This window comes from Methylophaga sp. OBS1 (assembly GCF_026319365.1).
The window spans coordinates 196,718-214,990 of sequence record NZ_JAPDMS010000001.1; the positions used below are offsets into that span (position 1 = coordinate 196,718).

Below are 18,273 nucleotides of genomic sequence, written 5' to 3' on the forward strand. Positions count from 1 at the left end.
AAGAGAGAAAACAACATGAAAAAAATGATCCTGTTAATGGCCGCCAGCGGTCTGATGACTTCGGGCGCAGCGATGGCCTGGGAGAGTGAAAACGGTCAGCACAGCACCAGTGCGAGTGTGGCTTTATCCAGTGATTATGTCTGGCGCGGTTATTCTCAGACTGATGAAAAACCAGCCATTTCCGGCAGCTTTGACTATGGTCACAGCAGTGGATTTTATACCGGCATCTGGGCCTCCAATGTCGATTTCGGCGATGCAGCCCCAGATACCAGTATCGAAGTGGATTACTATGCCGGCTATGCCAATGAAATTGGTGACACCGGTATTGCCTATGATCTGGGTATCCTGCGTTACGACTACCCGGGTGAATCCGGCCTGGACTGGAATGAAGTGTATGGCTCACTCAGTTACAGCTACTTTACTCTGGGCGTAGCACATTCAGGTGATGTCTACGGACTTAGCGAGACAGGCACTTATTACAATCTGGGCTTCGATTATGGTCTGCCGGCTGGCGTCAACCTTAGTGCCGCGGTCGGTTATTACGATTATGACGATGATGTTTTCGGTTCCGGCAACCCGGACAGCGCGACTGACTATCGCATCGGTCTGTCCAAAGACTTTGCCGGCTTCGGTTTTGATCTGACTTACACCGATACCGACAGCGATGGTGAAGATCTCTACACCGATGACCTGGCTGAGGGACGCTTTGTCTTCAGTATCTCTAAATCAATGTAAAAAACTGTCGGAAGGGAGTAGCGCCACTATGACCTTGGTAGTAATACCTCTTCGGAATGGTGGCTATCAGGGCTTAAGGAGATAATGAAACTGGAGCTGGTTTTCAGCGAATGTTTCAGCTTCTTGATGGTTATCCTCTTGCCCGTTCCGACTGGCATATTTGGGAGTTGTCGTAGTCGCAAGCAATGATTTATTGCCCGGTTTCGGCAGCTCCTTTTTTTTAGCTGTAGATGATGTCATGACGCGCTTTTTTGTCATGGGAGTGTCAAGCTAATCAAGATCATGCGCTCAGTACTGAACTGAGAGGCTGTGTTGGCTACACCCTGATAAGGAGGGTTTATGTATGTCGATTTCAAACAGCAAATATTTCAAGTTTCTGGCATTGGTGCTAACCCAACTGATGAGTAACGGTTGGATGGTGGGTAGTTACACGGGTGGGATTCTCACTGCAGAAGAGTCAGCTGATTTCGGGCCATTCAATCCACGTTAGGGATTGTTTCTAACACCTAGGTAGTAAGCCTTCTTTGGAATTGTTGAAGGGCATGACAGCCACGATAATTAAACTGAAGCTGATTTGATGACAGGGGTTCAGCTTCTTTCATGGTTATCCTCTAAACCGTTCTCTCGTTGGGACGTTGGGGGCGAACTGACACTGCCAGCATGATGTTCTCAATGGCATGTGTGAACAGGCGTGAACAGTTCGCCTTCCTTTTTGGGTAAGCCAACACCAATTGACTGTACAGTCTGCAAGATAAGGATACGTATTATGAACCTGCCTCTTAAAGCTGGCCTGGAAGATGTTCAGAACACACCTGATAAACGCCAGTTACCGATTGATCGGGTAGGCATTAAATCCTTACGTTATCCTATTTTCTTCGATAGTCAGGATGGCCATCCCATTCGGGTCGTCGCTGATTTCAATATGACGGTCAGTCTGCCCCATCATGTTAAAGGCACGCATATGTCGCGTTTTGTCGAGTTGCTGGAACAGCCGAAACAGGTGTTTTCAGTCGCTGCGATGCCGGCCTTTATGCGTGCCATGCTTGAGCTGCTGGAAGCCGACAATGGTCATGTGCAGATGCGGTTTCCGTTTTTCCTGGAAAAAGCCGCGCCGGTGTCGGGCGTGACCAGCATGATGGATTATGACGTGACCCTGAATGCCGAGATCGGTGAAGCCTACCAACTGACCGTCAAGGCAGAAATTCCGGTCACCAGTCTCTGTCCCTGTTCCAAAAAGATTTCCCAGTATGGTGCACACAATCAGCGCTCTCTGGTCACCGTCGAGGTGGAAATGGGTGAGGCAATGAATCTCGATGAGTTAATTCGCCTGGTCGAAGCGCAGGCATCCAGTCAGCTGTATGGCCTGCTTAAGCGCCCGGATGAAAAGTTTGTGACCGAGTTTGCCTACGATAATCCCAAGTTTGTTGAAGACTTGGTCAGAGACATTGCCGGTGCACTCGAAAAAGCGCCTGAAATTGGTGGTTTCCGGGTTGAATGCGAGAACTTCGAGTCGATTCATAACCATTCTGCCTACGCATTGATTGATCGCATGTAAGGAGGCGTCATGACATATTCCACGATTGCATTTAAAGCCAAGGCTCCTCTGCCTGCGATTTCACCGATAGAAGACATCATCGAGGATATCCGCCTGGGCAAAATGGTGGTGTTGATGGATGACGAAGATCGCGAAAATGAAGGCGATTTGATCATGGCTGCCGATGCTGCTTATGCCCAAGCGATTAATTTTATGGCGATGCATGGCAGGGGATTGATTTGCCTGACACTCACGGAGACACGATGCCGGCAACTTGATCTACCACTGATGGTGGGTCATAACGGCACCTCACTGGGTACCAATTTTACGGTGTCGATAGAAGCAGCAGAAGGCGTGACCACCGGCATCTCGACGGCGGATCGTGCCCGCACTATACAAGCTGCGGTCGCGTCTAACGCGGGACCAGCAGACATTGTCAGCCCGGGGCATATCTTTCCCTTGATGGCCCAACAGGCCGGTGTCTTAAAACGTGCCGGTCATACTGAAGCCGGTTGTGATCTGGCGCAACTAGCCGGCAGAGAGCCGGCCGCTGTTATCTGCGAGATCATGAATGATGACGGCAGCATGGCCCGACTGCCCGATTTACTGGCCTTTGCTAACAAACATGACCTCAAAGTCGGCACCATCGCTGATTTGATTGCCTATCGCCATCAGCAGGAAACGATCATTGAACGTATAGATAGTCGTTCACTGAGTACCATCTTTGGTGAGTTTACGCTCAGCCGTTACCGGGATATTCACAGCAGTGAAGTTCACCAGGCATTGGTTTTTGGGGATGTGTCTGCGGCACAGAATACCCTGGTGCGGGTGCATGCACCGTTTAACGGTCTGGATTTACTCGACAGTGACCGTCGCGGTCACAGCTGGAGTGTCACCGAGGCTATGCAGGCCATTCGCAAAGCCGGTACCGGTGTGCTGCTGTTGATGCATGATGACGGCATCGGTGAATCAAATGATATCCCCAGGCTCAAACTCAAGCACTATGGCGTAGGTGCACAAATCCTCAAAGATCTGGGTGTGACGGGCATGACGCTGCTGACGCGGCCGCGTATACTGCCTGCAATGACTGGCTTTGGCCTGACCGTGCATGATTTTCTGTTGCCGGATGCGGAGACAGAGAAAGAACAAGCCAGCGCCTGAACAAGACATATCTGACCGCAGGGACGACCCTGAGTACGGTTTTTGAGACGGGACGACCCGCTAATAATAAGGACCATTCAGATGGCCTGGATGATTTTATTTATTGCCGGATTGCTGGAAGTGGTCTGGGCAATCGGCCTCAAATACAGCGATGGCCTGACCCGGCCTTTACCGACAATTGCGACGGTCTTTACCCTATTACTCAGCTTTTGGCTGCTCGGCCTGGCCATGCGTGACTTGCCGATTGGCACTGCTTACGGTGTCTGGGTGGGTATTGGTGCGGTAGGCACGGTGATTCTCGGTATTATGTTGTTTGACGAATCCACCAGTTTAAGCAGGCTGGTGAGCATCGCTTTTATCATTGTCGGGATTATCGGGCTCAAGCTTAGCACGGCCGAAGCTTGAAAAAATCCGGCATGACTGGCTGATGTTTGCCTGCGCGCTATGGTGATCATCAAGATCCGCTTAGGGAGCGCATAGTGAGTCAGCAGGATATTTCCATCCCATTCCAACCCATCGACGGTCGCATTCAGACGCTGCATCGCGCTATAGACTGGAAAGGCGCTTTCTGGATAGCGAGTGGCGTGGCCGCACTGGTGCTGTTCTCCATGGGGGCGATTACGGCCACGGTGGGCAAGCCCGCCTGGCTGGTCTGGATTATTGCCATCAGTTTCGGTCTGCTGCAGTCATTTACCTATGCTGAAATTGCCGGTCTGTTTCCACATAAAGCCGGTGGAGTCTCTGTTCATGGCGCTGTCGCCTGGATGCCATACAGCAAACTGATTGCACCGGTGTCGATATGGTGTCACTGGTGGGCCTGGTCGCCAGTACTCGCCATCGGTTCTGGTTTATCTGCTGGCTATATCCTTAACGTACTGTTTCCTGCCGATGCTGTGATTAATACCTGGCAGCTGACACTGATTGATTTGAGTGCGCTCAAGCAGGGACTCAGTTTGCGTATTGACGCCACCTTTATTGTCGGTGCCACCATTTTGCTGGTGGTTTTTGCCATACAGAACGGTGGCGTGTTGCGTTCAGCCAGGACAACCATGCTGCTGGCATTAAGCGCCCTGATTCCCCTGATGTTGATTGCGCTGGTTCCTCTATTGAGTGGTGATCTGCCACGGGATCATTTTTTCCCGTTAACTCCGGTCGCTTATGACTCGATGGGAAAAGTGGTGGCCGGGGAGTGGAGTCTGCAGGGCTGGGTCTTGATGGCTGGCGCTCTGTTTATCGCCGGCTGGTCGGCTTATGCATTTGAAACTGCACTCTGTTACACCCGTGAATTCAGAAACCCGGTTCGGGATACCCATCGGGCGATTTTTTATGCCGGTTTACTGTGTCTGGCCGCTTATATTCTGGTACCAGTGGCTTTTCAGTCCTACCTTGGTATCGGCGAGATGATTCAGCCGGCGATCCTGGATTCAGATGGGCAACTGATAGCGCCTGCCCGCTATGACGGTATGCTCGCCGAAGAGATCTACAGTGGTATGGGGGTGGCCAATGCCTTATCCGCGATGCTTGGCGGTCAGCCATTTATGGCAAATCTGATCGTGGCGATGCTGGTGTTGGCTATGGTGCTGGCAATGATGACGGCGATGTCGGGCGCATCCAGGACGCTGTACCAGGCGTCAGTCGATGGTCTGTTGCCGCGCTATCTGTCTCATGTGAATGAGGAGGGGGCGCCGACTCATGCGATGTGGACCAATCTGGTGATTAACCTGGTGTTGTTGATGATGTCGGATTATGTGTTTCTGCTGGCGGCGTCGAATGTGGGTTATATGATTTTCAATTTCCTCAATCTCAATGCAGGTTGGATACATCGCATTGACCGTGGTGACTGGCAAAGACCGTTCAAGGCACCGACATTTTTGCTTGCTATGGGGATTGTGATGGCCTACATGAATATTGCGATTATGGGGCTGGGTGCCAACGTCTGGGGTAAGGGGGCATTGCTGAGCGGCTTATTGATGGCGGCGGTGAGTATTCCTCTGTTCCTCTGGCGTCATTATCTGACTGACAAGGGGACATTCCCGGCAGGGACGCGGGAGGATCTACAGCGACATCATTCGGCGCTGGGTAGAGCCGGTGTTCTGCCTTATCTGGCGCTGTTGATGGGGGGGGGCATTCTGTATGTCAGTCATATCCTGGTTGAAAGTCTTTTGAGCTGAATTTATTGGCCTCAGCAGCGATTTTTTACTCCCAAGGGAGTACGCCATCAAGAGAATTTTTAAGCCCTTTTATTTGCGTTAATTTGCTTATGAACTTTCTGTTATTAAAGCGGAGCCAGTGCCATGAGCAATTCTACTCAACCTCTCGAAGCCGCGGATGCGGCCATTACCCGTAACTCAGTACTGAATCAACGACATCGCGAGCTGGGTTCCAAGCTGGATGAATCGATCTGGGGAATGCCCATTCCGCAGTTTTATCACAGCGATCCCCATGACGAAGTCATTGCGGTCAGAACCCGTGCCGCACTCTACGATGTGTCTGCGCTGAATATTCTTAATGTCACCGGGCCAGCGGCATTGAAAGTACTGGATAAACTGGTGGCGATCGATGTGACTGAACTCGAGCCCGGCACCTCACGTCTTGCTGCGGAAGTGAATGAAGAGGGTGCCCTGGTGGATGACATTATGCTGATTTGTGATGCCAAGGAACATTATCGAATCTCTCACGGTGGTGGCAGCACCCAGGACAATCTGGCCAGACTGGCTGAAGGTCTGGACGTCAGCATTGAGCAGGATTTTGACGTGCATATTCTGTCACTGCAGGGGCCGAAATCAATCGATATTCTCGGTCCCGAAGTCAGTATTGACCTGGCACGCCTGCCTTATTTCAAACATGTTCAAACCTCGTTGTTTGGTCGTGATGTGATTATTGCCCGTGGCGGCTATTCCGGTGAGCGCGGTTATGAAGTGTATTGCAGCGCTGATGATGCGGTGCATATCTGGGACAGCATCATGGAAAAAGGGCATGCCTACGGGATTATGGCCGGCTCCTGGGAATCTCTGGACCTGACCCGGGTTGAAGCCGCTTTGCTGTTCTACCCATTCGATATGCCAGAAGGCGACACCACCCCATGGGAAGTCAACATGCACTGGTGTGTGGATCTCGACAAAGAAGGCGACTATGTCGGCAAACAAGCATTACTGAAACTGAAAGCCCGTGAACGCTTCAAGCAGGCGGGTCTGGTTTGTCAGAGCAATGAGGCGATGCCGGCAGGGGCCAAAATTATTAAAGATGGTAAGGAAATCGGTGTGGTGACCAGTGCCAGTTTCAGCCGTTACCTGATGAAATCGATTGCCATGGTGCATATCAAGCCCGAGTTCTCGCAACTCGGTACCCAGGTGGTGGTTGCCGCCGAGACGCCGATCAAAGCCCATGTCGTTAAGACACCTTTCTACGATCCGATGCGTCTGCGTACTCATCCCGAACAATAGTTGTCACCCAGCCTGGTATGTCACAGGGACGTGGCAGGGCAACAAGATGAGGAAAAAGTGATGGAAAGAGGATATTGGATCAGAAGCAAACCACTGTATGACTCGCTGGTGTGGAAGCAGCATGCGACCGGTCATGTTGTTATCGCCGAGGGCGAGGGGGGTATTGCCGTACTGAAGTTATTTCAACAGATGTGTCCCCGTGAACCAATCAAGTTATTGTTTGCTGACGATCCGTCGGCATCAAAAAAATACGCTGAGATTATTACCAAGCTGGTACCGGAAGGTCTGCAGGTCTGTGAGTCAGACCAGGCGGTGCTGGCTGCACTCAGGGAGCAATTACCTGATTGTCTGATGGGCACACAGTTTTATGTCGCCGGCAGTGAGGCCTTCATCTGGGCGGTGATGGATGAGCTCAAAGTCTACGGTGTTCAGGACCGCAATGTGGAAAAAGAGCTGAGCGGGACTTTGGCACGTAGCGTTTACTGTGTTCATTGCAAAACCACGGATAAAGATGTGCATCACAGCATTCATCAATGCAGCGGCTGCGGCCGTCATCTGTTTGTTCGTGACCATTTTTCCCGTCGTTTGGGCGCTTACATGGGCGTGATGGTTGATGCTGAAGAACCGGGCAATGTACCGGCAGCAGAGGAGATTTATCCATGAGTGTATTGAATGTGAAAGTGGTGGATGTGGAACAGGTGACTGAGGTGGTCAAACACTTCACGCTGGTGCAGGAAAATGGTGAACCTTTACCGCATTTTTCCGGTGGCAGTCACGTTGTGGTATCGATGGATATCAATGGTCGCATTCACCGGAATCCGTATTCATTGATGGGGTCTACCGCTAATTCAGACAGCTATCATATTTCGGTACGCAAGCAGGAAAATTCACGCGGTGGCTCGGTCTACATGCACGAGCAGGTGAAGCCGGGTACCCGGCTTCAAATCACCTATCCGGTTAACCTGTTCGCGATATCCAAGCTGGGTCGCCGGCATATTCTGATTGCCGGGGGGATCGGTATTACGCCCTTTATGTCGCAGATTTCTGACCTCAATCGCCTGGGCTACGACTATGAACTGCATTATGCCTATCGCTCACCTGAGCATGCGGCGTTCCGTGAACAGTTACAGCAGCTATGCGGCGATCGGGTTCATTTCTACGTAGATAGCGAAGGCCAGCGCCTGGATATCCCCGAACTGCTGCGTCGTCAACCGCTCGGTACTCATGTTTATACCTGCGGTCCCGAACCGATGGTAAAAGCCCTGCACCTGCATGCCAAGAATCTGGGGTGGCCTGACAACCACGTACACAGTGAAGAGTTTACCGCACCGCCTTCAGGCGATGAATTCACGGTGGAACTGGCGTTGAGCGGTATGGAAGTCACGGTGCCGGGTGACATGAGCATGCTGGAAGCGATGGAAGAAGCCGGGGCTGAACCGCCGTTCCTGTGCCGTGGCGGTGCCTGCGGACGCTGCGAACTGGAAGTGGTGTCCTGCGACGGCGTGATTATGCACAACGACCATTATCTGTCGGACCATGAAAAAGCCGAGGGCAGAAGCATTATGCCGTGTGTATCACGGGCCAAGTGCTCAAAACTGGTGGTCAACCTTTGAGGAATAAATGATGAATATGGCTAAGAATCTTGCATTCAAACAAGAAACCTTCCGTGACGATTACAGCTTCAGCAATTCTGCGGAAGCGATCCGCCGTTTCCCATTCCCGTTTGCTGAAGACGAGTACATGTACAGCGTCAATATTGAACAGCACAACGGTGGCGCACCGGGATCGGTATTTGAGCACGCTATTGATGTCGATGAGCATTATGTCGCTGAATGTGCGGATCGGGCCCTGGTGCTGGAAGACGATCCGCTGCGTTACATCGCTTTGCCGCATATGATGGATGCGCAGTGGGATATGGTGGAACTGATGATGGAGTCATTGTCCACGGATTATCCTGAACAGTTTCAACTGACTAAAGACGGTGATAACTGGCACTGGATTAATAAACCGCTGGGTATCGATCAGAAGTTTGTCTTCGGCGATCAATCCACGTTGCCGATGCAACCCTTCGAATTTGTCGGTCGGCAGGTGCAGGGTGACTGGATTATTCTGGATCAGCGTGATGACGATCTGTTTGCCGATATGGGCATCGTTACCAGCCAGGCCGACTGGTCAATGGCGTTTGATGCCGGCATGTCCTTCAAGGAGTGGCATGGTCCGGTGCCACAGGCCAATGAACTGGGTATTTTCGACCGTGCCCTGAAGTACCTACTGCATCTGCAATATGGCAGTCCGGTTCGCCGGCTGAACTGGACCATGACAGTGAATCCACGACTGGATACCTCACCGGAAAACTACCCGCTGTGGGGACCGGACAATGTGTCGGTCACACCGGAAAACGTGGGTGACAAAGTGCATCTGCGGGTAGAGTTACAGGCGTTGTTCCGCTTGCCACGTAGCAACGCGATTGCTTTCAGCGTGCGTGGTTATCTCGCGAGTGTGAATGAACTGGCGACCTACCCGCGCTGGGCTAAGCGTCTGCGCCGTGTGTTGACCAATCTGCATCCGGATTTATCTGAGTACAAAGGCTTGGATTTCTATCGGCAGATGGTCATTGATCACCTGGCGCCGATGGATGATGGCTCAGAGCTGGAGCTGGGCACGCATCCGGAATAAGCCCTGTAATACTGAACGGAGCCCGGACAGTGATGCTGTCCGGGCTTTTATTTGAGTGAGCACAGCATATGATCCAGCCCCTGCTGTAATTGATAGTAATCATCACACTGCAGATCGGTGATAACGCCCTCCAGTGACAGTAGTTCATCGGCACCGGAAAATACGCCCCGGCCCTGTTCATACACCCATTTGGTTTTACCCGAGCGTGTAATCAGCCGATATATCAGCTGAAAACCCTGTTGTTTAGTCAACTGTTGCTGGACATACTCCCAACAGCCGGACTGGTCATCGGGATGAATCAGGCTCATATAGGAAGTGCTGGGGGTGCGCACCAGCTCATAAGGCTGATACTCGGTGACTTCCAGGCTGCCGGTGCTGACATATTCCAGCGACCAGTTACGGTCGTTTTTACAGCGATATACCATGGCCGGGATCCGCGACATAATCATTTCAGTCGAAGTCCGGGCATTGGCTTTGAGCCCTTCAGAGGCCTGTTTCATACGACTGATATCGGTCAGCGTGCCAATGACGCTGCTGCGTTCACCTTTCAATTTGGATGTGGTTGTAGCGCGTATTTCACACCACTGTGACATACCGTTTTTGGCGATCAAACGCAGTTCGAACTGGGTATGCTGCCGCTTACCTTCTGATAATGCGTGCAGACGGGCTTCAGCCAGGGGAATATCTTCAGGATGAATAAAGCGGAACAGTTCACGACCTATGGTTTCATCAGGGGTATAGTCCAGCAATCGCTGCCACGCCGGGTTAACGAACAATAGCTCCAGGTCGACGTTCACCTGAAATACGATTTGTTCAATGCGCTCCAACAACAGGCGGCACTGAGCGGCTTTGACATCATCGTCTTCAGTGACAGGGTGTGAGACGGTGGTCAGAGAAAACTGCAGCAGGTACATATCCGGCTGCTGTTCGCGGTTGAGCGGTGACAATGACATGTGAACCGGGATTGTCGTACCATCCACATACAGCATGCGCAGCGAGAGGGTGCGGTTATTGTCCTCTTCCTGCTGACTGATGAACTGATTGAGTTGATCGTGGTTACTGGGATGAACCAGATTAGTCAGGGGCATATCACTGACAAACTCCGACATACCGGTCAGGCCCAGTTCCTTGAGAAAGGCGCTGTTGGCGAATTTGATATTAAAACCGTCGATGACAGCAGCGGGAGAGGACAGCTTGGCGGAAATATCCTGGCCCCAGTTCAGGTTGTCGAGGCGGTTGGGTGTCTGTAATTTCAGTCGACGCTGTAGTCTGGGATAGACACTGATAACCATGATCACAGAGATGACTGTAGCCACACTGCTGGCAAGCACGGCCAGGTGGACTTTGAAGGGGGCAGTACTGTCCCACCAGAAACCGAAAATCAATACAAAAATGGTACTGAGCATCACCATGGAAAAGAGAATTAAACTCATTGTCAGGCCTCTGATGTGATTACAGTCAATAAACCGCGGCGGATCAATTCGCTATTCAGGCAAATTTCGATGCTGGTCAACGGTTTCAGTCAGCGCACCCTGTATGCCAAGTTGCTAATGTTACTGGGCTGCTTGCTGTTGACAGTGCTGCTGATGCAGGCAAGTAATTTCTTCTTGCTTGATTATATCCCTTCCAGCCAGGCAGCCATAGACAAAGTCAACACACAAAAGGTCTATTGGCACCGTCAACTCTCCTTTATTAATGCCGTCACTCCGAAGGAAGCCAACACCACTTTTACGGATATGCAGCAGAATTATCTGCGTCTGGATGACGAAAATGTGCAATGGATGCTGAAACAGGAGAACCCTGACATCCGGCAGGCAGTTCATCGGCTGGAACAGCTACAGTCAAGCTTTAACCAGGTTGCTGGCTACAATATGCGCTTGACGGCACAGCTGCGACTCGCAGAACGCATTGCGGAATCCTATGATGCACTCAATCTGGCTTTGCAAAAAGACAGTGAGATTAAACGCTCAGTCATTGGTCTGTTGCAGTCGGTGAGCCTGATCTTTGTATTGAGTTGCGCATTGGTGATTGCTATATCGGCCCGCAAGCTGTTGGTTGACCGCTTTGATAATATGCTGCGCTTTATCAATCAACGTGTTCACAGTCCCGATAGTCGCAGCGGTGACGATGAATTCGCGCTGATTGAAAGCCGTATTGCTGAAGTCACCGCTCATGCCCAGGGCGCTGACGCTGAAATCAGCTGGGCTAACCGAACCAGTGAACAGGTCAAGACCCTGATCCGGGCACAGGATTTTCTGCTGCATTTTATTGAAAGTGCCAGCGAAGATGTGATGAGCGAGCGCACTTTACTGAAAATGCTTTATTCGCTGGAGCGGGTGTTTAACTTCAGCAATGCGGCGTTAATTTATACGGATGATGCGGCGGTGATCACTTCCGAGCGCATCATCTTTTCTCACCACCAGCCGACGCCGTTAAGTGATGCACGTTTTGACCAGCTTATGGCCACCGGCATGCTCAACTTCACGGATCATAACCCGGATAATCAAGCGGTTGCCTGCCTGGCCGTTTCCTTTCCCAGTGCCAGTAACGGTATTGGTGTGTTGCTGGTGGAAATGGAGCGTGCCAGGCTGCTGGAAGACTCGGAAATCAAAGTGCTGGAAATTACGGCCAACCTGTTGGCGATGGTGGCCAAGTACCAGAGTCATGATGAAGAGGGGCGGCGACTGGCGGTGTTGGAAGAACGCTCGGCGATTGCCCGGGAGTTGCATGACTCGCTGGCGCAGTCACTGTCTTTTATGAAGATACAGGTAGCAAGGCTGCAGTCGACACAGCTCGACGAGACCAAACAGGCGGATGCGATCAAAGAACTGCGTGAAGGCCTGGATAACGCCTATCGTGAGCTGCGTGAATTACTGACCACGTTCCGTGTGCACATGGACCTGCGTGGTCTGGGCTATGCGATTCAGGCCGCGATTGATGAGTTTTCTCAGCGCTCCGATATCTGCATCTCCCTGGATAATCGTCTGATCAATTGCCGACTGACGGTAAATGAGGAATTTCATATTCTGCATGTGGTTCGCGAAGCCCTGTCCAACATCGTGCGTCACTCCGGTGCCACTGCCGTGTCGGTTTTAATGCGAATGCTGCGTAGTGGCGCGGTGGAATTGATTATTGATGATAATGGTATGGGGTTAACGCCGGCTTCGCCTACCTACGACCATCACGGTCAGGCGATCATGAAAGAACGGGCATATAATTTAGGGGGAGATATTGAGGTCATGAACCGTCGCTATGGCGGTACCCGTGTCAGGCTGATCTTCACCCCCAAACTGGCACAATAAAAGAAGAGAAAAATCATGAGTGAAACCATCAAAGTCATGCTGATTGATGACCACCCGCTGTTTCGCAAGGGAGTGAGACAGATTATTTCCGATGATCCGGCGTTTGAGGTGGTCGGTGAGGCGGCTTCCGGTCTGGAGGGCCTGGAATTAGAACCGGCATTGTCACCGGATATCATTCTGCTGGATCTGAATATGAAAGGTATGGACGGGCTTGAAACTTTAAGGCGTTTTAAACAGGCCGGTTCGCAGGCACATATTGTGGTGTTGACGGTGTCTGATGCCGAAGATGATTTATTGGAGGCATTGCGCTCCGGTGCCAATGGTTATCTGCTCAAGGACATGGAGCCGGAAGAACTGCGCGCCAATTTACTGAAAGCTTTTGGTGGCGTCACGGTATTGCAGGAGTGTCTGAACGATGTACTGAAACGTGCGGTACTCGAACCCGAATCTAAAACAGCCGAGAATGTGAATCTGACTGAACGCGAAACAGAAATTCTGGAATGCCTGGCCGAGGGCATGAACAACAAGAATATCGCACGTCGATTGGGGATCAGCGATACCACTGTTAAAGTGCATATCAAGAATCTGCTGCGTAAGCTCAATCTGACCAGTCGCCTGGAAGCGGCAGTCTGGCGTCATCAACAAAAATCCAGACACTGAGCTTTTTACAGGCATAAAAAAACGGCCCGCTTGCGGGCCGTTTTTGTTGCGATCTGCTGCAGCAGATCATCACTAGTCAGTTCAGATGGGCTGACGCTGACCGGTGAAGAAACCAACGCCACGGGTGGGCGTTTCAAAGGTGATGGTCTCACCGTCACCAAAGAAGAATACGTCACCGACCTTAGCATGAACCTTGTAGCCGGATTCATCAGTGATGACAAACTCACCATCAACGATGACTTTCATTTCCTCGTAATCATAGGTATAGACCAGTGGTTTGTCGGTTTTATTCAGATGGAAAAAACCGGCGCAGAGGGTTTTGTCTTTACTGTCTGAGACAAAAGTATCGCCAAGGGTCGCATCCACACCGTCAACCCCCATGGAAGGCTGTGGATCTGAAATTGCGTTTTGTTTGTATTTCATTGTCTACCTCAATTGTTTGTCATGAATGACACTCGCATTAAATAGCCCCGGGCAAACAGCGACAATTCTCAAGAAGGCTTACTCATTAGGGAGTATAAAAACGCATTAAATCCAGTAATAACAGCGCTTTGCTGATGGCAGGAGAGCACCTTCCCTCCGCCCTGATGGTGCTCGAATTGACGGCGCAGACGGATAAGCCTAAGTTGAGCTTCGACGGTTCAGGACATAAGGATAGGGTAATGGCAGAAGACAACGATTTATCGACCAGGGCCATTCACAGTGGTCAGATAGATGACCCTCACGGTGCCGCGATATCGCCTTTATATGACACCACGACCTTCAGCTTTGCCGACACCGAAGCGCTACTTGATGTCGTGGAAGGTCGTAAACAGGCTGCTTTCTATACCCGCTATGGGATGAATCCCAGCATCACCTCGCTGGAGCAGCGTCTGGCTGCTTTGGATGGCGCTGAATCGGCGCTGGCATTTGGCGCTGGTATGGCTGCGATAAGCTCCCTGTGTCTGGCCTTTGGCCAGGGCGGTATTGTCTGTCTGGGCGAGATTTACGGTGGCACCACAGCGTTTTTGCAGCAACAGGCTGCCACATTGGGTATCGACACTCGCTTTATCCGCAGTGATGACCGCGCCGGGTTTGAGGCAGCATTGCAGCAGGGGGCTTCACTGGTGTTTATGGAAACCCCGGCCAACCCGACACTGAAAATCACGGATGTTGAGAAAATGGCAGCACTTAGCCATCAGCATGGTGCGAGGCTTGCCGTTGACAACACCTTTGCCACGCCGGTTAACCAGCAGCCACTGGCATTAGGCGCCGATTTCTCGGTGCAGAGCGCGACTAAGTACCTTGGTGGTCACAGTGATCTGACTGCGGGTGTCGTCACCGGCCGTGAGCGCGAGATGATTGAACTCAATGAGTGGCGTAAGAGCCTGGGGCAGACAATTGCGCCGGAGGTGGCGCACAAACTGAAACGCAGTCTGGTGACTCTGCCTCTCAGGGTTGAGCGGCACAATCAGAATGCGCAGGCGCTGGCCGAGTTTCTAGAACAGCATCCGATGATAGATAAAGTCTATTATCCGGGACTTGAGCGGTCGGAGAGTTTCGAATTAGCCCGGCGACAGATGCGGGGCTATGGCGGTATGCTCAGTTTCGATCTTAAAGGCGAGGGTTCGGTAGCCAGGCAGTTTGCCGATAAACTCAGACTCATGACCCTGGCCCCCAGTCTTGGCGGTGCTGAAACGCTGGTCTCTCAGCCAGTGGCTACATCCCATTACGGATTACCATCAGTACTACTGAATGAGGCCGGTATCAGTGACAGAATGATTCGTCTCTCTGTCGGGCTTGAGGCAAAACAGGATTTGATTGCTGACCTGGAACAGGCGCTTTCAGGGCTAGCGTAAATTCAACACATTACTGGGCAAATTTCCCGTCTGATAATGGTGTATAGTCCTGATTAGGGCTGAAGCCTGAAAAATAACAAAAATAATAAAAATCAGATGATTACAGGAGAGAGAAATGGCCAGTGTTTTGAAAACAACGCATCACGGTGCGTGTCCACATGACTGTCCCGACACCTGCGCTATGGTGTTTGAAGTTGAAAACGGCAAGCTGATTTCCGTGAAAGGTAATGCCGAACATCCAATGACCCGCGGTGGTCTCTGCGTCAAGCTCAAAGACTACGAAAAACGGCATTATCATCCCGATCGTTTACTTCATCCGATGCGTCGTACCGGTCCCAAAGGCAGCGGTCAGTTTGAGCAAATCAGCTGGGATGAAGCGCTGGATGAGATCACCACCCGCTGGAAAGCCATCATCGAGGAATACGGGCCGCAGGCGATTATTCCTTATAGTTATCTTGGCCATCAGGGACTGGTGCATGGTCTCAATGGCGGCGATGCCTTTTTTAACAAGATGGGGGCCACTGTCTGTGAACGGACCTTCTGCGGTGAGGGTTCCTGTACAGCCTGGCTGCTGACCGTGGGTCCCACGGCAGGACTGGATCCGGAAAGCTACATTCATTCCAAATTTATCGTGATCTGGGGCTGTAATTCGGTCAGCACTAATCTTCATCATTGGCATATTGTTAAAGATGCTCAGAAGCGTGGTGCCAAAGTGGTGGTTATCGACCCGTACCGTTCCCGTACTGCCAAGGAGGCCGATTGGCATATTGCACCCAAACCCGGTACCGATGGCGCTCTGGCCATGGCAATGATGCACACTATTATCGAGGAAGACCTGCAGGATCAGGACTACGTTGATAACTATACCGTCGGCTTTGCGGAGCTGGCTGAGCGTGTTAAAACCCGTACCCCGGAGTGGGCCGAGAAAATCACCGGTATTCCCGCTGAGGAGATTCGGGTTTTTGCCCGTGAATATGCCACCACGCAGCCGGCGGCGATTCGGCTCGGTGTCGCACTGGAACGTAATTATGGTGGCGGGCAGGCGATTCGCGCTGTGACTTGTCTGCCAGCGTTGACCGGGGCCTGGCGTCATGTCGGTGGCGGGGCCACACAGTTCCCCGTGTGGGAGCATCCTTACAAGTTTGATGTGATCAGCCGGCCGGACCTGATTCCGGAAGGCACCCGCGTCATTAACGCGATTCAGATTGGTCGTGCGCTTAATGGCGAAATGGACCTGGATGTGCCGATTAAATCGATGATGTGCTGGAATGCCAACCCGGTGACTCAGGCCGCGGAAACCGACAAGATTGTTGAAGGGCTGATGCGTGAGGATATGTTCCTGGTCTCGGCCGAGCACTTCCTGTCTGATACGGCCTCCTATGCGGATATCGTGTTGCCCGCAGCCATGGGGGCGGAAATGGAGGATATGATCCTGTCCTGGGGGCATTTATATCTGACCTATAACGAGAAATGTGCCGAAGCACCGGGTGAAGCCCTGCCGAATAATGAAATATTCCGCCGGCTGGCAGCGAAGATGGGCTATGAAGAAGAGAATTTCAAATGGTCTGATTCGGAGTGTCTGGAAAACTACGTGGACTGGGATGCACCGGCCTGCGAAGGCATCGATCTGGCCTATCTGCGCAAGCATGGCTTTGCCCGTCTGAATGTCGGTACCCGTGATAACCGGGTGCCCCACAAAGAGGGTAATTTTCCGACAGCCAGCGGCAAATGCCACTTTATGGTGGAAGGCGCGACCAACTTCGTAGCACCGCCTTTCCGTCAGATGTACGAAGGCTTCCAGCCCGGTGAGCCGATTGACAGCCTGCCGGATTATGTACCGTCCCGCGAAACCACTGAGTCCAACCCGACATTGGCCAGTGAGTTTCCACTCAATATCATCTCACCGAAAAGTCATGGCTTTTTGAACTCCTGTTACGCCAATATCGACGACAAAATTAAAGGTCAGGGTGAACAGTTCGTGATGATAAATGCTGCGGATGCGGACACACGAAACATACAAAGTGGTGACAAAGTGACGGTGTTCAATCAGCGCGGTGCGTTCGAGGGGCTGGCACAAATTACCGATGATGTCAGTCCGGGCATTGTGGTGGCGACGCTGGGATATTGGCGTCAGCTCAATAAAGGCACAGTCAATTGTGTCAGTTCGGCTGAGTTCGTTGATATGGGTCATGCGCCCACTTTCACCGATAACCTGGTGCAGGTCAGTCTGGCGAACTGAGACCGTGCAACACTGTCTAGTTCGCTAGATAGCCGTTCAACGTCTCAGGCGATCTGAGACGTCTTAATTGCACTGCTTCACGTTTGTTGGAGCAGTGCAATGTCATTTTTATTATCCAAAAAATCGTCACGTTTGATGTTGAGGAGCAGTATGAAGTCTTTATTGTCAGTATTCGTTTCATTCGCGTTATTCATGTCTGGTGCAGTGATGGCAGAGACAAAAGTCGCCGTTCTGGATATGGAGCTGCGGGATCTGACACTCGAAGTGACTGACCCAAAAAAGCGGGCAGAAATCGCAGCCAACGATCAGCAGAACCTGGCGCTGACACAAAGCTTGATTCGCGAGGGTGTTGAACAACGCGACCACTATCAACTGGTTGAAATCGACGCCAAAGCGCAGAAACAAGCTGATAAAGGCGTCGGTTTCCTGTTTGACAGACCTGATGCCGCCGCTGATCTGGGTCAGCAATATGATGCGGATTATGTTGTTGTAGGACGCTATCACAAGCCCAGCTATCTGTTTTCCTACATCATGCTGCGGGTGGTTGATGTCGAGACCGGCAAAATGCTGGAAGAATTCAAAACCGAAGTAAAAGGGCGGGCACCGGAGACGATTCCGAGAAATATCGACAACGTCATGAAAGACCTTGATGCGCTGTTGTCATCTCGCTGAGCCCCGCTATTCT

General features: G+C 51.6%; 17 protein-coding genes. 15 read left to right on the forward strand and 2 right to left on the reverse strand.

The genetic code is table 11. From position 1 onward, the window contains the following. Positions 1-15: 15 nt before the first annotated feature. The 10 genes from OMQ46_RS00920 (at position 16) to OMQ46_RS00965 (ending at position 9,549) form a co-directional block, all read left to right on the forward strand. Complete coding sequence (locus OMQ46_RS00920; RefSeq protein WP_266235059.1) at positions 16-735, forward strand: TorF family putative porin; 720 nt, start codon at positions 16-18, stop codon at positions 733-735. A gap of 343 nt (positions 736-1,078) precedes the next feature. Beyond that, positions 1,079-1,225 (forward strand): hypothetical protein, encoded by a 147-nt coding sequence (locus OMQ46_RS00925; protein WP_266235060.1) that lies wholly within the window; start codon positions 1,079-1,081, stop codon positions 1,223-1,225. A gap of 276 nt (positions 1,226-1,501) precedes the next feature. Continuing rightward, positions 1,502-2,290, forward strand: a complete 789-nt coding sequence (folE2, locus tag OMQ46_RS00930) for a GTP cyclohydrolase FolE2 (protein ID WP_266235062.1) — start codon at positions 1,502-1,504, stop codon at positions 2,288-2,290. Between the two features lie 9 nt (positions 2,291-2,299). After that, positions 2,300-3,430 (forward strand): bifunctional 3,4-dihydroxy-2-butanone-4-phosphate synthase/GTP cyclohydrolase II, encoded by a 1,131-nt coding sequence (ribBA, locus tag OMQ46_RS00935; RefSeq protein WP_266235064.1) that lies wholly within the window; start codon positions 2,300-2,302, stop codon positions 3,428-3,430. A gap of 81 nt (positions 3,431-3,511) precedes the next feature. Continuing rightward, entirely contained in the window at positions 3,512-3,835 is a 324-nt protein-coding gene (gene sugE, locus OMQ46_RS00940) for a quaternary ammonium compound efflux SMR transporter SugE (protein ID WP_266235065.1), read from the forward strand. Between the two features lie 74 nt (positions 3,836-3,909). Further along, positions 3,910-5,601, forward strand: a complete 1,692-nt coding sequence (locus OMQ46_RS00945) for an APC family permease (RefSeq protein WP_266235067.1) — start codon at positions 3,910-3,912, stop codon at positions 5,599-5,601. 123 nt (positions 5,602-5,724) lie between these two features. Further along, a complete protein-coding gene (locus OMQ46_RS00950) occupies positions 5,725-6,873 on the forward strand; it encodes an aminomethyltransferase family protein (protein WP_266235069.1) in 1,149 nt (382 codons plus the stop codon). 60 nt (positions 6,874-6,933) lie between these two features. Next, positions 6,934-7,536 carry a dimethylamine monooxygenase subunit DmmA family protein gene (locus OMQ46_RS00955; protein WP_266235071.1) on the forward strand — a complete coding sequence of 201 codons (603 nt, stop codon included), beginning with the start codon at positions 6,934-6,936 and terminating at the stop codon, positions 7,534-7,536. Next, positions 7,533-8,486 (forward strand): PDR/VanB family oxidoreductase, encoded by a 954-nt coding sequence (locus OMQ46_RS00960; protein WP_266235073.1) that lies wholly within the window; start codon positions 7,533-7,535, stop codon positions 8,484-8,486. The genes OMQ46_RS00955 and OMQ46_RS00960 overlap by 4 nt, the downstream gene beginning before the upstream one ends. Before the next feature lie 16 nt (positions 8,487-8,502). After that, complete coding sequence (locus OMQ46_RS00965; protein ID WP_266235074.1) at positions 8,503-9,549, forward strand: heme-dependent oxidative N-demethylase family protein; 1,047 nt, start codon at positions 8,503-8,505, stop codon at positions 9,547-9,549. 47 nt (positions 9,550-9,596) lie between these two features. Here the strand turns inward: OMQ46_RS00965 and OMQ46_RS00970 are convergent, their stop codons facing one another. Then, the gene (locus OMQ46_RS00970) at positions 9,597-10,982 is read right to left on the reverse strand and encodes a PAS domain-containing protein (RefSeq protein ID WP_266235076.1); all 1,386 of its coding nucleotides are present in this window, start codon (positions 10,980-10,982) and stop codon (positions 9,597-9,599) included. 69 nt (positions 10,983-11,051) lie between these two features. Here OMQ46_RS00970 and OMQ46_RS00975 point away from each other — a divergent pair, with 69 nt between their 5' ends. Together OMQ46_RS00975 and narL are read left to right on the forward strand one after the other, a co-directional pair. Continuing rightward, positions 11,052-12,851, forward strand: coding sequence for a histidine kinase (locus OMQ46_RS00975; RefSeq protein WP_266235077.1), 1,800 nt, complete (start codon positions 11,052-11,054; stop codon positions 12,849-12,851). A gap of 15 nt (positions 12,852-12,866) precedes the next feature. Then, on the forward strand, positions 12,867-13,511 hold the full coding sequence (gene narL, locus OMQ46_RS00980; protein ID WP_266235079.1) for a two-component system response regulator NarL: 645 nt from the start codon (positions 12,867-12,869) through the stop codon (positions 13,509-13,511). A gap of 81 nt (positions 13,512-13,592) precedes the next feature. Here the strand turns inward: narL and OMQ46_RS00985 are convergent, their stop codons facing one another. Then, positions 13,593-13,934 carry a cupin domain-containing protein gene (locus OMQ46_RS00985; RefSeq protein ID WP_266235080.1) on the reverse strand — a complete coding sequence of 114 codons (342 nt, stop codon included), beginning with the start codon at positions 13,932-13,934 and terminating at the stop codon, positions 13,593-13,595. A gap of 239 nt (positions 13,935-14,173) precedes the next feature. On the opposite strand from OMQ46_RS00985, the gene OMQ46_RS00990 reads away from it, so the two are divergent. From OMQ46_RS00990 to OMQ46_RS01000, 3 genes are all read left to right on the forward strand, one after another. Continuing rightward, positions 14,174-15,349, forward strand: a complete 1,176-nt coding sequence (locus OMQ46_RS00990; RefSeq protein WP_266235081.1) for a trans-sulfuration enzyme family protein — start codon at positions 14,174-14,176, stop codon at positions 15,347-15,349. A gap of 115 nt (positions 15,350-15,464) precedes the next feature. Further along, on the forward strand, positions 15,465-17,588 hold the full coding sequence (locus OMQ46_RS00995; RefSeq protein ID WP_266235083.1) for a molybdopterin-containing oxidoreductase family protein: 2,124 nt from the start codon (positions 15,465-15,467) through the stop codon (positions 17,586-17,588). A 207-nt stretch (positions 17,589-17,795) separates the two neighbouring features. Beyond that, complete coding sequence (locus OMQ46_RS01000; RefSeq protein WP_266235084.1) at positions 17,796-18,260, forward strand: DUF2380 domain-containing protein; 465 nt, start codon at positions 17,796-17,798, stop codon at positions 18,258-18,260. The last annotated feature ends 13 nt before the right edge of the window (positions 18,261-18,273 follow it).

Excerpts from the sequence above, each read along its gene's own strand:
- ribBA (WP_266235064.1), top strand. The coding sequence starts at position 2,300 with ATGACATATTCCACGATTGCATTTAAAGCCAAGGCTCCTCTGCCTGCG.
- OMQ46_RS00975 (WP_266235077.1), top strand. The coding sequence starts at position 11,052 with ATGCTGGTCAACGGTTTCAGTCAGCGCACCCTGTATGCCAAGTTGCTA.
- OMQ46_RS00995 (WP_266235083.1), top strand. The coding sequence starts at position 15,465 with ATGGCCAGTGTTTTGAAAACAACGCATCACGGTGCGTGTCCACATGAC.
- OMQ46_RS00925 (WP_266235060.1), top strand. The coding sequence starts at position 1,079 with ATGTCGATTTCAAACAGCAAATATTTCAAGTTTCTGGCATTGGTGCTA.
- OMQ46_RS01000 (WP_266235084.1), top strand. The coding sequence starts at position 17,796 with ATGGCAGAGACAAAAGTCGCCGTTCTGGATATGGAGCTGCGGGATCTG.
- OMQ46_RS00955 (WP_266235071.1), top strand. The coding sequence starts at position 6,934 with ATGGAAAGAGGATATTGGATCAGAAGCAAACCACTGTATGACTCGCTG.
- OMQ46_RS00970 (WP_266235076.1), bottom strand. The coding sequence starts at position 10,982 with ATGAGTTTAATTCTCTTTTCCATGGTGATGCTCAGTACCATTTTTGTA.
- OMQ46_RS00920 (WP_266235059.1), top strand. The coding sequence starts at position 16 with ATGAAAAAAATGATCCTGTTAATGGCCGCCAGCGGTCTGATGACTTCG.
- OMQ46_RS00985 (WP_266235080.1), bottom strand. The coding sequence starts at position 13,934 with ATGAAATACAAACAAAACGCAATTTCAGATCCACAGCCTTCCATGGGG.
- OMQ46_RS00965 (WP_266235074.1), top strand. The coding sequence starts at position 8,503 with ATGGCTAAGAATCTTGCATTCAAACAAGAAACCTTCCGTGACGATTAC.
- OMQ46_RS00990 (WP_266235081.1), top strand. The coding sequence starts at position 14,174 with ATGGCAGAAGACAACGATTTATCGACCAGGGCCATTCACAGTGGTCAG.
- OMQ46_RS00950 (WP_266235069.1), top strand. The coding sequence starts at position 5,725 with ATGAGCAATTCTACTCAACCTCTCGAAGCCGCGGATGCGGCCATTACC.
- folE2 (WP_266235062.1), top strand. The coding sequence starts at position 1,502 with ATGAACCTGCCTCTTAAAGCTGGCCTGGAAGATGTTCAGAACACACCT.
- OMQ46_RS00960 (WP_266235073.1), top strand. The coding sequence starts at position 7,533 with ATGAGTGTATTGAATGTGAAAGTGGTGGATGTGGAACAGGTGACTGAG.
- sugE (WP_266235065.1), top strand. The coding sequence starts at position 3,512 with ATGGCCTGGATGATTTTATTTATTGCCGGATTGCTGGAAGTGGTCTGG.
- narL (WP_266235079.1), top strand. The coding sequence starts at position 12,867 with ATGAGTGAAACCATCAAAGTCATGCTGATTGATGACCACCCGCTGTTT.